Source organism: Methylobacterium sp. GC_Met_2 (genome assembly GCF_026540795.1).
Taxonomy (GTDB): Bacteria; Pseudomonadota; Alphaproteobacteria; order Rhizobiales; family Beijerinckiaceae; genus Methylobacterium.
Map to the genome: position 1 here is coordinate 23,644 of NZ_JALNUM010000025.1, position 13,830 is coordinate 37,473.

Below are 13,830 nucleotides of genomic sequence, written 5' to 3' on the forward strand. Positions count from 1 at the left end.
GAACCCGTTCGGTCGACTCCGCGTTGCTGACCACCAGGGTCCACACCGGCAGGTCATGAAAGGCCGCCCGGCCCCGCTTCCACGGCTTCAAGGTGAAGACCGCCTCGCATGTCCGAGACCCCAGAAACCCCACCCTCTGGCCCCGGCCCGCAGGTTCGGGACAGCGCGCCGGGCGACGTCACGGATCGCAAGAGCGACATCTTCTTCGCGGCGGTCGAGACGACGCGGATGCCGATGATCGTCACCGATCCACGCCAGCCCGACAACCCGATCATCTTCGCCAATCGTGCCTTCCTGGCGATGACCGGCTACACGCCCGAGGAACTGATCGGCCGCAACTGCCGCTTCCTGCAGGGTCCGGAAACCGACCGCGAGTCGGTTGCGCAGGTCAAGGCAGCCATCGCCGAGAAGCGGGAATTCGCCACCGAGATCCTGAATTACCGCAAGAACGGCTCGACCTTCTGGAACGCGCTGTTCGTCTCACCGGTCTACAATGCCGATGGCGAGCTTGTATACTATTTCGGCTCGCAGCTCGACGTCTCGCGTCGCCGCGACGCCGAGGAAGCGCTCGGCCAAGCGCAGAAGATGGAGGCGCTCGGCCAGCTCACGGGCGGTATCGCGCACGATTTCAACAACCTGCTGCAGGTGATCGTCGGCTACGTCGACATCCTGGCGGCCGGACTCGAGAAGCCGGATGCCGACCGCGCCCGGCTGGGTCGCGCCACCGACAACATCCGGCAAGCGGCCGAGCGCGCGACCACGTTGACGCAGCAATTGCTGGCTTTCGCCCGCAAGCAGCGGCTGGACGGGCGCGCGGTCAATCTGAACACCCTCGTCGAGGGGATGGGCGAGATGGTCGCGCGCTCGGTGGGCGAGGCGGTCAAGGTCGAGCTCGATCTCGCACCGGATCTCTGGAACTGTCGTGTCGACCCGACCCAGGCCGAGGTCGCGATCCTGAACGTGCTAATCAACGCCCGCGACGCGATGCCGGACGGCGGCACGGTACGGATCTCCACGGAGAACAGCGAGGTCGCGGCCAGCGGCAGGGAGATCGGGCCCCTGCGCGCTGGCCGCTACGTCAGCATCGCGGTCCGCGATACCGGCACCGGCATTCCACCGGCTGTGCTGGCCCGGGTGATGGATCCGTTCTTTACCACCAAGGAGGAGGGCAAGGGCACGGGCCTCGGCCTCTCCATGGTGTACGGCTTCGCCAAGCAGTCGGGCGGCGCGGCACAGATCGAATCCACCGTGGGCGAGGGCACGACGGTCCGTCTCTCGTTCCCCGCGACCGATGGGGCCGTCAACACGCCGCCGAAAATCTCCCTGCGGTCCGTCGACCGTCAGGGAACCGAGACGATCCTGATCGTCGATGACCGCGAAGATGTCGCCGAACTCGCCCGCACCATCCTGCGGGATTTCGGCTATGTGACGCTGGTGGCCGGCAATGCCCGCGAGGCGCTGGAGATCCTCGATTCCAGCGAGCGCATCGACCTGTTGTTCACCGACCTGATCATGCCGGGCGGCATGAACGGCGTGCTGCTCGCCCGCGAGGCGCGGCGGCGCCAGCCTAAGCTCAAGGTTCTGCTGGCGACCGGCTACGCGGAGGCCAGCCTGGAGCGAACCGACATCGGTGGTTCCGAGTTTGACCTACTCAACAAGCCTTACCGGCGCACGGAGTTGGTCCGCCGCGTGCGGGCCATCCTCGACGGTCCGACCGGGGTGGGCTGAGCGCACGGGAGTCGCGCGATGGCACAGGGCGACAAGTCGAAGTACACGGACAAGCAGAAGCGCAAGGCCGAGCACATCGCCGAATCCTACGAGGCCCGCGGCGTTCCGGAGAACGAGGCGGACGCCCGCGCCTGGGCCACCGTCAACAAGGACGACGGCGGCGGGAAGAAGCCCGGCGGCTCCGGACGCGGCAAGCACACCAGTCATCCGGCCGCTCACAAGGGCGGCGAAGCCGGCGGAAAAGCGTCCAGCGGGCGAACGGCCGCTGAGCGCTCCGCCTCTGCCAAGAAGGCAGCCGCCACCCGGAAGGCCAACGCCGCGGGCGCGTGATCCAGGGTGTAGGTCTGGAGCTTTTTCACGACAGATTGTGGCCGAACCGAAGACCGCCCATCCGACCATCGGCCGGACCGACGTCATCGATACGGTCTCGACCTGAAAGAACCGTCGGAAGATTTCAGGTCCGAACGGCGGGATGAACGGCTCCGCTCAAGCGCACCACACCGTTCCAGGAGATTCGCCCTTAAGTTGCGTCCTTGAAAGCGCGTGATAATCCCGCCCGGTCTCAGGCTTTTGGCGCACGCGAGACGGCGGGCCAATCGGGATAGATTACATTCGTGGGCAGCGTCTCGGATTTTTTCTCAGATCCTGGATTCGAACCCGGGGACCTTTGACGCGCCCCGATCCATCTGAGAATTAGGGCTTCACTTGTAGAGGCTCCGCGTTTGCTCGTTTTCGGCATAATGCTGGCCCATACAGCAGCGGATCTTGCCCGACGCCGATGAGTACGACACATACCACAGCCCTCGACTGATAATTAATTGTCAAATCAGCTATTTGCACCCGAATTTCGCAAAAAGCCGCTCCGAAATTTGTATTCATTCAATGTCGCGTCGCATGTTAGGGGGCTAGCGGCGGACCAGCGCCTATGTTGTGCTCCGGCGACGGGTAGCGCCCACGCTGGGCGAATTTGACCAGAGGGATTTCACGATGACCGGCGCCAAGACTGACTTCCTGTGCAGCGAGGGCGTCCAAGAGCTTTTAAAGCTCACGAACCGGCAGTTCGTCGGCTGGGACGCCGCCCTCCGGAGCGAATCGGGTCAGACTACGGATGCCGGGGACGCCATGGATCTCTGGCACATCCTGTCATACTTGGCGCTGCAGCCCGGACTCAGGGTCGAGAAGAAGCTTGCCTTCGGCAGCATCAAGATCGCGTCGTTGAGACCGGAAACCATTCGGAAGTACGTCGCGAAGGCGCAGCGTCTCGGCTTCATCGCGACCATCGACTCGATGGGCTCACGGCACATCCAACTCACCCCCGCCGGCGTCGCCGTGGTTGCGGACACCATGGACCAGTGGATCGTCGATTTCGGAGAGATCCAGCGGCGGTACTTCACGGCGGAGCCCGCGATCCGGTCCGACAGGATGGTGGCCGAAGCGGGCGTCTTCTGATCGCGCGGCGGGCAATACCGCGCGTGGCGTACTCCGTACTCAGCCGCTGCCACGTGCCTCGGCGAGCTTTACGAGCGTGTGCAGCATCCGATTGGCCGGCGTCGGGATACCCAAGGCGGCTCCCATGCGCACCACATAGCCGTTCAGGTGGTCGATCTCGCTGCGGCGTCCCCGGGCGAGATCCTGCGCGGTTGAGGAACGCTGATCGGCCATGGTGGTGCTGAGGCTGAGCACGTGGTCGAGGATGTCGGCCGGCACGGACACCCCGGCCGCTCCGGCCACGGCGACGCATTCCTGCACCACGTCGGTCATGCTCGCGACTACGCCGACTCCCCGCACCAGTTGACCGTAGGGGAGCTGTGTCAGCGCCGAGAGGGCGTTGTAGGCGCAATTGAGGATCAGCTTGCCCCAAAGGGCGTCGATGGCTCGGGCCGACACGCTGGTCGGGATGCCGGCTGCCGTGAAGGCGGCGGCAATGCGCCCGCTCTCCGCCGAGGCGCCAATGATCAGGTCGCCCCGCCCATTGTGGCGGACGCGCCCCGGCCCAACCATCTCGGTGGCGACGTAGACCGCCACCGGCACGACGGGATGCCCGAGGATGGCGGCCAAGCGCTCGGCATTGTCGACGCCGTTCTGGAGGCTCAAGACCACCGTAGCGGGATCCAGGTGCGGGGCGATCATCGCACCGGCCGCTTCGGTGTCGCCGGATTTCACGCAGACCAGGACGAGGTCCGCCCCGGCGACCCCGTTCCCCTCCGTGGTCGCTTGCACGGGGACGGCACCGGTTCCGGCCCCGGTGTCGAGGACCAACCCCGGCGCCCGGACCGCCTCGACCAGGGCGGGGCGTCCGATCAGCGTGACCGCGTGGCCGGCTTTCGCCAAGAGGAACCCGTAGTAGCAGCCGACCGCGCCGGCTCCCACCACGGCGACGGTCAGGCCCGTGCCGCTCACGTCGCCGCAGCCGCCGCGCGCTCCGGATGGAACGGCGCAGCGCCGACCTCTGAACGGATATGCTCGAGAAGCGCCTGGGCCGGGTGGCGCAGCCGCACGCCGTCGACCAGCTTGGCCTGGGACCGGCAGGAATAGCCATCGGCCAGCAGCGTGCAGCCGGGGGCCTCGGCGACGTGGCGGGCCCAGCTCAGGCCGTAGATCGTCTCCGAGGTGGCGCGATGGCGGGCCTCGTGCCCGTAAGTCCCGGCCATGCCGCAGCAGCCGGCCGCCGGCACGTCGAGCCGCAGCCCGAGATGCGCGAACACGGCCTGCCAGTCGCGCACCGCCCCCGGCGCGTTGGTGCGCTCGGTGCAGTGGGGCAGGAGCCGCATGGTTCGACCGCCCTGGCGCGACGGGATCCGGTCGAGCTGGGTCGCCAGCCATTCCTGCAGGAGATGGACCTTCGGCAGGTCATCGCCCAGCACCTGCACGTATTCGGACCGGTAGGTCAGCGCCATCGACGGATCGATGCCGACCAAGGGCACGCCCTGCTGGGCGAAGGCGCGCAGCATCGCGGCGTTGGAGCGCGCGACGGCGGCGAACCGGGCTAGAAAGCCGTGGACGTGCAGCGGCTTGCCGTTCGGCCGGTAGGGCATCAGCCAGGGCCGGAAGCCGAGGGCGATCAGCAGCGCGCAGGCGTCGGTAACAACGTCCGCGTCGAAATGGCTGGTGAAGGCGTCTTGCACCACCAGCACCGCCGTCGCGCGCTCGTGCGGGCTCAGCCGCGCCAATGCTTCGGGGCTCGCGACCGCGACACCGAGACCGGCCAGCTGCGTCCGGAGATCGAGCGGCGACAGGTTGGGGATCGCGACCAACCCGGCCTTGGCCAGGGTCAGGCGTGCGATCGGGTTGGTCAGGAGGGCATTGCTCAAGCGCGGCGCCCTGGCGGCCAGCGGCAGCAGCGATTCCAGCGCCGCCACGAGGTGGTCCTTCAGGGGCCGGGCGTAGCGTGTGTGATAGAGCGCCAGGAACTTCGCCCGGAAGGTCGGTACGTCGACCTTGATCGGACAGGACCCCGTGCAGGATTTGCAGGCGAGGCAGCCATCCATCGCCTCCTTGACCGCGTGCGAGAAATCTTGGACCGCGTGCGAGAAATCTTGCCGCTCCGACCGCGGCCTCAGGGCACCCAACAGGGTGGCGGCCACGTCGCGGAACCAGCCGGAATGCTGCCGCGCCAGCTCGGCGCTCGGATCGAGGCCGTCCGCCGTCGCCTGGCGCAACCACTCGCGCATCAAAGAAGCGCGACCCTTCGGCGAATGCCGGCGCTCTCGGGTCGCTTTCCAGGATGGGCACATCGCCTCGTCGGCATCGAAGGAGAAGCAGGCGCCGTTGCCGTTGCAGTGGAGCGCCTCGTCGAAAACCTGCCGGACCGGCGCCGGGATGGTACGGTCCTGCTCGCCCCGGCGCGGCACGCCGTCGATCCGCGTGAGGCTCTGTCCCCGCGCCGAGGCGATCTTGCCCGGGTTCATCCGGTCGCCCGGATCGAAGGCCCGCTTGATCGCCTCCAGTGCCGGCATAAGAGGCCCGAACGTCTCCGGCACGAACTCGGACCGAAACCCCTTGCCGTGCTCGCCCCAGAGCAAGCCGCCATACTTGGCGGTGAGCGCGACGACGCCCTCGGTCACCTCTCGGATCAGGCCGTTCTGGTCCGGATCCTTCAGATCTATGGCCGGCCGGACGTGCAGCACGCCGGCATCGACGTGGCCGAACATGCCGTAGCGCAGCCCCTTGCCGTCGAGGAGGGCGCGGAACTCCACGATGTAGTCGGCGAGCCGCTCCGGCGGGACGGCGGTGTCCTCCACGAAGGGGATCGGCCGGGCATCGCCCTTGGCGGCGCCCAGCAGGCCCACGGCCTTCTTGCGCATGGTCCAGAGCCGCTCGATCGCCGCCCCCCGGGCGATGGCGAAGCCCAGGCGCTTGGTGTCGGTGCCGCGCTCAACCGCGAGCATGTCGGTGAGCCGCGTGAGGGCGGCCTCCACGCCGGCCTCGTCATCGCCGACGAACTCCACGAGGTTGATTCCGTCCACTGGCCGCCCGGCCGGATCCTCGGGGAAGAAAGCCCGCACCTCGGCCCAGATCGGGTCCTTGCGGGCGAGCGCCAGCACGGTGGAATCGATGGTCTCTACGGAAGCCGCGCCGAAGGGCAGCAGCGCCTGCGCGTCGCGAAGCGCCGCATCGAAATCCACGTAGGAGAGCGCCACCAGCACCGCGGCCTTCGGGATCGGCAGAACGTTCAGCCGCGCCTCGGCGATCAGCGCCAGCGTGCCCTCCGAACCGCAGAGTACGCTCTTGAGGTCGAACCGACCCGCGGCATCGCGCAGATGCGCGAGGTCGTAGCCGGTCAGGCAGCGGTTGAGCTTGGGGAAGCGCTCCTCGATCAAGGTCGCGTACGCGGTGACGACGGCGTCCACGGTACGGTGGATCTCACCGACCCGGTCGTTGCGTCCCTTGGCGGCTTTGAGGCCCTCTCCATCCAGGGGCTCGGCGGCCCAGACCGTGCCGTCGGTGAGCACGCAGGTCAGCGCCAGAACGTGGTCCCGGGTCTTGCCGTAGAGGCACGAGCCCTGCCCGCAGGCATCCGTCGAGATCATCCCGCCGAGGGTGGCGCGGTTCGAGGTGGAGAGCTCGGGCGCGAAGAACAGGCCGTGCTTGGCGAGTTCCCGGTTGAGCTGATCCTTCACGACCCCGGGCTCGACCCGGACGCTTCGGTTGACGACGTCGATCTCCAGGATGCGGTTCATGTGCCGCGAGGTATCGACCACGAGGCCGTGGCCAAGAGATTGGCCATTGGTGCCGGTCGCCCCGCCGCGGGGCCGGATCACGATCTCGGAGAAGCGCGGGTCGTCGAGGAGCTTGGCGATGCGCACAAGGTCATCGCGGGAGCGCGGGAAAGCGACGGCCCCCGGCTCCACTTGGTAGATCGAGTTGTCGGTGGCGAAGACGGTGCGGTCGGCGTCGGACAGCGACAGGTCGCCCTCGAAGCCGCGCAGCCGCAGCTCCGCACAGGCCGCGGCGTAGAGCGGCACGGCCTCGGTTCGGCGAGTCAGGACCGGGATCATGCCTGCCTTCTACACCGCGCCGATCGCCAGGAAAGATCGGCGGTTCTGTCACACCGGCCTGTTTCCGGATGGCATCCGGCTTGCCACGCCTTCGGACCCTTCGGAATGGATACCCATGAACGCGAGCGTGGAACGGGTCAGGGATGCCCTGGCCGAGCTGATCAAGGCAGCCCTGATCTCGGACGATGCGACAAGCCTCGCCTGCCGGGATGCAGGCCGCGCCAAGCTCGCGGCACTCGCTGGCGATCCGCCCGACCCGGCGAGCCTGCGCATGGATGGCGCTTGGACGTTGGCGATCCAAGCGGCCGAGACGCCAGAACTGGCGCCGCAAGAGGGGCAGGTGAACCTGACTTTGCCGCGCGCCTGCCCGTTCAGCCTGACTGAGATCGTGTCCCCGGGCTTCGACGTGGATCAAGCGGTCGAGAATATCCGCAAGATCGCCTCGACCGGTTGATCCAGCCTGTTGAGGAAAGCCGGCCCGGCGTTGCCGTGGGCGCTCCGGGGACCCATCTTGGAATGTCGGGACCGGATTGGTCCTGAGCCCACTTGGGCTTCGTTTTCCGAGAACCAGCCGGCACCACCTTTTGGCACGTCGCACCACCACCCCGGGGGCCGAGCCCGCCGCTCCGCCGCCCATCCCCACCCGTGAGCAGATCCTCGCCTTCGTGGCCGAGTCGAAGGAGCCTGTCGGCAAGCGCGAGATCGCCCAGGCCTTCGGCATCAAGGGGGCCGCCAAGATCGAGCTGAAGCGCATCCTGAAAGAGATCGAAGAGGATGGCGCCCTCGACCGCGGGCGCGGCGGTCTCGCCCCGGCGGGCCACCTGCCGCCGGTGGTGCTGGCCGATATCCGCTCGCGCGACCGCCATGGTGATTTTCTGGCCGTCCCCGTCGAGTGGACGGGCACCGGCAAGCCGCCCGCCATCGTGCTCATGCAGCCGCGCGGCCCGCGCAAGGGCACTCGGCCGGCGTCCGGCATCGGCGACCGCGCTCTGATCCGGGTCGAACGCGACCCCGAGGGCGGCTACACGGGCCGGGTCATCAAGGTCATCGGGAAGAACAAGGCCGAGATCCTCGGCGTCTACCGCGCCGGCGCGCAGGGCGGCCGGATCGTGCCGGTGGAGAAGCGCTCGCAGGGCCGCGAGATCCTGATCCCACCGGGCGAGGAGGGGCAGGCCCGCGACGGCGACCTCGTCAGCGTCTCCCTAGAGCGCGAGACCCGGTTCGGCCTTCCCAAGGGGCGCGTGCGTGAGCGGCTGGGCTCGCTCGGCTCCGAGAAGGCGGTGAGCTTGATCGCGCTGCACCTCCACAACATCCCGCACGTTTTTGCGGATTCGACCCTGGCCGAGGCGGATGCCGCAGAACCCGCGACGTTGCAGGGCCGAGAGGACTGGCGCGACCGGCCGCTCCTGACCATCGACCCGCCGGACGCCAAGGACCACGACGATGCCGTCATGGCCGAAGCCGATCCCGACCCGGCCAACCCGGGCGGCTTCATCCTCACCGTCGCCATCGCGGATGTAGCGGCCTATGTCCGCGCCGGATCGAGCCTCGACCGGGAGGCGCTGGAGCGCGGCAATTCGGTCTACTTCCCCGACCGGGTCGTACCGATGCTGCCGGAGCGGATCTCGAACGACCTGTGCTCGTTGCGCGAGGGCGAGGATCGGCCGGCGCTCGCCGTGCGCATGGTCATCGCCGCCGATGGCGAGAAGCGCCGCCACGGCTTCCACAGGGTGATGATGCGCTCCCGCGCCAAGCTCGCCTATGCGCAAGCGCAGGCCGCGATCGACGGGCAGCCGGACGCCGCCACCGCCCCCCTGCTGGAGCCGGCTTTGCGCCCCCTCTGGGCGGCCTACGCGGCCCTGCGCGCGGCCCGAGACCGCCGGGGCCCGCTCGCCCTCGACCTGCCCGAGCGCAAGGTCCTTCTGTCCCCGGACGGCGCGGTCGATCGGGTGATCGTGCCGGAACGGCTCGACGCGCATCGGCTGATCGAAGAGTTCATGATCCAGGCGAACGTCGCCGCAGCCGAGACCCTGGAGCAGGCGAAACAGCCGCTGATCTATCGCGTCCACGACGAGCCGGCGCTCGAAAAGATGCGGGCGCTCGGTGAGGTCCTGGCCTCGGTGGGCATCAAGCTGCCCAGGGAAGGGGCGCTGCGGCCCGCCCTGTTCAATCGGATCCTAGCGACCGTCGCCGAGACCGAGCACAGCGTCTTCCTCAACGAGGTGATCCTGCGCAGCCAGGCCCAGGCCGTCTACGCCGCCGAGAATCTCGGGCATTTCGGCCTGAATCTGCGGCGCTACGCGCATTTCACCTCGCCGATCCGGCGCTACGCCGACTTGATCGTCCACCGGGCGCTGATCACCGCCTGCCGGCTCGGCACAGATGGGCTCGGGAGTACGGTCTCACTCGGCGAGCTGGCGCAGATCGGCGAGCAGATCTCGGCGGCCGAGCGCCGCGCCATGGCGGCCGAGCGCGAGACCATCGACCGGCTGATCGCCCACCACCTCGCCGACCAGATCGGGGCCAGCTTCGAGGGCCAGATCGCCGGCGTGACTCGGGCCGGGCTTTTCATCAAGCTCGACGGGACCGGGGCGGACGGCTTCGTGCCGGTCTCGCAGCTCGGCGCCGATTATTTCCGCCACGAGGAGGGCCGTCACGCCCTGGTGGGCGAGCGGACCGGGGAGACGTTCCGCCTGGGCGACCGGGTCGAGGTGCGGCTCGTGGAGGCGGCACCGGTGGCCGGGGCGCTGCGCTTCGAATTGCTCAGCGAGGGCCGGTCCCGTTCCGGCGCCCGCAAGCCCGGCCCGGGCAAGGCGCCCGGTGGCCGGCCGTTCAAGGCGGCCCCGCCCGGCCGTCCCGCCGGCATCCGCAACACTGGGACGCGCCATCGCGGCTCGCGCCGCTGACCGGGCCGTTGTAGACCCTGGACATGGCCGCCGACGCGATTCCCCTGCGCACCCGTCTCGTACCCGCGATGGCCCGAGGCTTCATCGGCCGCTGCCCGCATTGCGGCCAGGGGCGGATCTTCGGCCGCTTCCTCAAGGTGCGGCCCGAATGCGATGCGTGCGGCCTGGAGTTGCACCACCACCGGGCGGACGATCTGCCACCCTACGTGGTGATCTTCATTGTCGCCCACATCGTGGGCTACCTGATCCTGGAGACGGAGAGCGCCTACGAGGTTCCCCTCTGGGTTGAGATGGGAGTCTGGCCGGCCTTCACGCTCCTGTTCGCGCTCATATTGCTCCAACCGGTCAAGGGTGCCGTCGTCGGGCTGCAATACGCCCTTGGCATGCACGGCTTCGCCACGCTACCGCGGAGCCGCCCCACCCCGGGGTCGGAGGAGACACGCCTTGCCGCTGCCGCAGCAGGAGCCCCAGATCGCCACCGCCTCTGAGAGGAAGCCTGCCGCGGCGCGCCTGCGCCCGCGGGACGCCGCCACCATGATCGTGATCGACCGGCGGGGACGGGGCGGCCCGAAGGTCCTGATGGGCCGGCGCAACCCCAACCTCGCCTTCATGCCGGGCAAGTTCGTTTTCCCGGGCGGCCGGATCGAGCTCGGCGACCGTCACATGCCGGTGGCCGGCGCCCTGCCCGACTACGCCGAAGCGGCGCTGACCCGGCAGGTCTCCCGGCCACCCCATCATCTCGGCCGGGCGCTCGCGCTCGCCGCAATCCGCGAGACCTACGAGGAGACCGGCCTGCTGCTCGGCACGACCGAGCACGGCGCGCCGGAGGAGACGCCCGCGGGCTGGGAGGGGTTTGCCCGGCACGGCGTCCTGCCGGATCTCGAGGCGCTGCACCTCGTGGCCCGGGCGATCACGCCGCCGAAGCGCGTACGCCGGTTCGACACGCGCTTTTTCGCGGTCGATCATCGGATGGTTGCGGCAGAGGAGCCGGGCCGGGTTCAGGCCGACGCGGAGTTCACCGAACTCGCCTGGGTCCGCCTTGAGGCGGCCCGCAAGCTCGACCTGCCGTACATCACCCGCGCCATCCTGGACGATCTGGAAGCTCAGATCGCCGCCGATTTCGCCCCACACCGGATGATCCCGTTCCATTACGAGCGCTACGGCCGGCGCGAACGGGTAGCCTTGTGAACCAAAAGGACGTGGAGAACGCGGGACGGCGCGGAATCAGCTCGGAGGATGTGGCGGCCATCGCGGCGGCCGTCACCTGCGTCACCGTCGTGGGCATCGGTCTGAGCCTGTCGATCCCGCTCCTGTCGATCGAATTGGAGCGACGGGGCGCGTCGAGCACGCTGATCGGGATCAACACCGCGGTGGCGGGCATCGCCAGCATCTGTACGGTGCCGTTCGTCCCGCGGCTGGCCACGCGGATCGGGGTCGCCCCGCTGCTCGGCTTGGCGCTGATCGTCGGAGCGGCCAGCCTCACTTTGTTCCCGATCCTGCCGGGTATCGCGCTCTGGTTCCCCCTGCGCTTCGTCTTCTCGATGACGCTCGGCGCCCTATTCGTACTCTCCGAGTACTGGATCAACGCCGCTGCCCCGCCGGAACGCCGGGGCCTCGTGATGGGCATCTACGCCACCGTCCTGGCAGCGGGCTTCGCGGTCGGCCCGCTCCTGCTGGCGCTTGTCGGCACCGAGGGGCTGGCCCCCTACGCGACCGGCGCCGCCCTCATGCTGGCCGGCGGCCTGCCCATCCTGCTCGCCCGGGGGCTGTCGCCGACGATCGAGCCGGGTTCGGGCCGAAGCATCTTCAGCTACCTGCGCCTCGCCCCCGGCGCGCTCGCGGCTGCCCTCGCGTACGGAGCGGTCGAGACTGGGATCTTCGCGATCCTGCCCCTCTACGGACTGCGCCTCGGCTATGACGCACAAGGCGCGGCCGGGCTCGTCAGCCTGATCGCGCTCGGCAATGTGGTGTTCCAGATTCCGTTCGGTTGGCTCGCCGACCGGTTCAACCGCGGTGCGGTGCTGCTCGGCGCAGGTCTCGCGGGCGCCGCCGGCTCGGCGCTCATCCCGTTGACGGCCGGGAACCCCGTGGCGTTCGGCCTGCTGCTCCTGGTCTGGGGCGGTATCGCCGGCACGCTCTACACGGTCGGGCTCGCCATGCTGGGTGACCGCACGCCGGCAAACGATCTCGCCGGCGCCAACGCGGCCTTCGTGGTGCTGTACAATGTCGGGCTGATGTTGGGGCCGCCGGTGATCGGCGGCGGGCTCGACCTCATACCGCCGCACGGCTTCGCGCTGGCGCTGCTCGCCCTGTTCCTGGCCTTTGCAGGCGCCCTCGCCGTGACGGAGCGTCGGCGCGTCCACTCTTGACCTGAACGGCGCGATCGGGCATTCACCCGCCCGTATTCGGCCGGGTCCTCCCGGCCATTTGCGTTTCGCTCACGCGGAATGCCGCACCCTGCAGGAGCGCCGCGCCATGGCCAAGGCCGTCACCGTCAAGATCAAGCTCATGTCGACCGCCGACACGGGCTACTTCTACGTCACGAAGAAGAACTCCCGGACGCAAACCGAGAAGCTGTCGATGCGCAAGTACGACCCGGTCGCGCGCAAGCACGTCGAGTTCAAGGAAACCAAGATCAAGTAAGCACTCTGGCGCTAACGTATTGATTTGATTAGCAAATCCGCTCCATAATTGGGGCGGTTTTCTTCGTTGGGGTCACAATAGGATCACACAACGAACGCGATACCGCTCTCTGGAAAGCCCCTCACGAAATCAGCCCTCGTGCTCAGGACTAACCTTCTTCGGCACCCAATCCAGCTCGGTCGCGACGTCGGCTTCCACCGTGATCCCATCGCCCAGCCGGTGCGCATTCTCGGCCAGCAAGCGTCGGGCAGCCTCATAAGCGGCCTTGTTCCCTTGGCAGCTCTGCTCGATCTTATCGATCCCTTCGGCCTGCGTTCGGGCTTCATCCCATCGCATGACCCGCACGAAGGCGTACCAGCCGCCCTTGCCTGTCCTCTGTCGAGTTCGGCTGTCCTTCAAAAGGTCGACCTCCGCTGCGAACGCCTCGTACAGGATTCTTTCCTCGTCACAGATCCTGGCATCGCGGCGCGGCTCGGGCACGCGGCCTTCCGACGACTAGTCGTTGAGCTGCTCGAGCTCGCAGTCGATTTTGCAACGAACGGCTTAGATGTTGGAGAAGCCTTGCTCGCCGTCGCGCGAGAGCGAAGACGTTTTCGTGGCCGGACCAATGGCTAGTGCAGTGTCACCCGGTCAGACAGGAACCCCGGCATATTTCGGTGCTGCCGGCCGCCGCGGTCCTTGCCGAACCTTTGACGCGCAGGCGATCGCGCGCTGAGCCGTCCTGCTGCGCGAGCGTACCTGTCGATCCATAAGGAGCGGCGACCACCATATACTGAGCGCACCGCTGACCATGCGGAACAGAAGGGTAGTCCCAGCACCAAACCCTGACAGGAGGCAGCTACTCTGCAGCTGCTCCGACACTGTCGGCCATCTTCGCTCCCCGCGTGCCGAGAGGCTTAGGCTCGCCCACTGTCGTGTCCTCGGCGGTCTGGCGCTCCGTCTCGGCGTTCACCTGCGCGCCCAGCAGCACAATCGTCGTCGAATCATAATCCTTGTGTCGGCGGTTCAAATCCGTCCCTTGCTACCATCGATTTAGCCCGCCCGGTCAATGACTT

12 protein-coding genes are annotated in these 13,830 nt (G+C 68.1%); 9 read left to right on the forward strand and 3 right to left on the reverse strand.

Annotated features, from left to right (window positions below; all coding sequences use genetic code 11):
- The first annotated feature begins 108 nt into the window (after positions 1–108).
- From OXS49_RS11410 to OXS49_RS11420, 3 genes are all read left to right on the forward strand, one after another.
- Entirely contained in the window at positions 109–1,728 is a 1,620-nt protein-coding gene (locus tag OXS49_RS11410) for a hybrid sensor histidine kinase/response regulator (protein WP_267424213.1), read from the forward strand.
- An 18-nt stretch (positions 1,729–1,746) separates the two neighbouring features.
- Positions 1,747–2,058, forward strand: coding sequence for a plasmid stabilization protein (locus OXS49_RS11415; protein ID WP_267424215.1), 312 nt, complete (start codon positions 1,747–1,749; stop codon positions 2,056–2,058).
- A gap of 657 nt (positions 2,059–2,715) precedes the next feature.
- On the forward strand, positions 2,716–3,177 hold the full coding sequence (locus tag OXS49_RS11420) for a hypothetical protein (RefSeq protein WP_244007742.1): 462 nt from the start codon (positions 2,716–2,718) through the stop codon (positions 3,175–3,177).
- Positions 3,178–3,216: 39 nt separating this feature from the next.
- On the opposite strand, the gene OXS49_RS11425 is transcribed toward OXS49_RS11420, so the two are convergent.
- Together OXS49_RS11425 and OXS49_RS11430 are read right to left on the reverse strand one after the other, a co-directional pair.
- Complete coding sequence (locus OXS49_RS11425) at positions 3,217–4,113, reverse strand: 2-dehydropantoate 2-reductase (RefSeq protein WP_267424268.1); 897 nt, start codon at positions 4,111–4,113, stop codon at positions 3,217–3,219.
- Between the two features lie 11 nt (positions 4,114–4,124).
- Positions 4,125–7,226 carry an FAD-binding and (Fe-S)-binding domain-containing protein gene (locus OXS49_RS11430; RefSeq protein ID WP_267424218.1) on the reverse strand — a complete coding sequence of 1,034 codons (3,102 nt, stop codon included), beginning with the start codon at positions 7,224–7,226 and terminating at the stop codon, positions 4,125–4,127.
- A 115-nt stretch (positions 7,227–7,341) separates the two neighbouring features.
- Between OXS49_RS11430 and OXS49_RS11435 the strand changes: the two genes are divergently transcribed.
- The 6 genes from OXS49_RS11435 (at position 7,342) to rpmG (ending at position 12,775) form a co-directional block, all read left to right on the forward strand.
- Positions 7,342–7,680, forward strand: coding sequence for a hypothetical protein (locus OXS49_RS11435; protein ID WP_244007738.1), 339 nt, complete (start codon positions 7,342–7,344; stop codon positions 7,678–7,680).
- 130 nt (positions 7,681–7,810) lie between these two features.
- On the forward strand, positions 7,811–10,132 hold the full coding sequence (gene rnr / locus OXS49_RS11440) for a ribonuclease R (RefSeq protein WP_267424220.1): 2,322 nt from the start codon (positions 7,811–7,813) through the stop codon (positions 10,130–10,132).
- A 23-nt stretch (positions 10,133–10,155) separates the two neighbouring features.
- Positions 10,156–10,620 carry a DUF983 domain-containing protein gene (locus OXS49_RS11445; protein ID WP_267424222.1) on the forward strand — a complete coding sequence of 155 codons (465 nt, stop codon included), beginning with the start codon at positions 10,156–10,158 and terminating at the stop codon, positions 10,618–10,620.
- Positions 10,577–11,320, forward strand: coding sequence for an NUDIX domain-containing protein (locus OXS49_RS11450; protein ID WP_244007732.1), 744 nt, complete (start codon positions 10,577–10,579; stop codon positions 11,318–11,320). The genes OXS49_RS11445 and OXS49_RS11450 overlap by 44 nt, the downstream gene beginning before the upstream one ends.
- The gene (locus OXS49_RS11455; protein WP_267424224.1) at positions 11,317–12,501 is read left to right on the forward strand and encodes an MFS transporter; all 1,185 of its coding nucleotides are present in this window, start codon (positions 11,317–11,319) and stop codon (positions 12,499–12,501) included. Before OXS49_RS11450 ends, OXS49_RS11455 begins: the two co-directional genes overlap by 4 nt.
- Positions 12,502–12,607: 106 nt before the next feature.
- The gene (rpmG, locus tag OXS49_RS11460) at positions 12,608–12,775 is read left to right on the forward strand and encodes a 50S ribosomal protein L33 (RefSeq protein ID WP_160532473.1); all 168 of its coding nucleotides are present in this window, start codon (positions 12,608–12,610) and stop codon (positions 12,773–12,775) included.
- 129 nt (positions 12,776–12,904) lie between these two features.
- Here rpmG and OXS49_RS11465 read toward each other — a convergent pair whose 3' ends face one another.
- On the reverse strand, positions 12,905–13,255 hold the full coding sequence (locus tag OXS49_RS11465) for a hypothetical protein (RefSeq protein WP_267424226.1): 351 nt from the start codon (positions 13,253–13,255) through the stop codon (positions 12,905–12,907).
- Positions 13,256–13,830 lie beyond the last annotated feature (575 nt).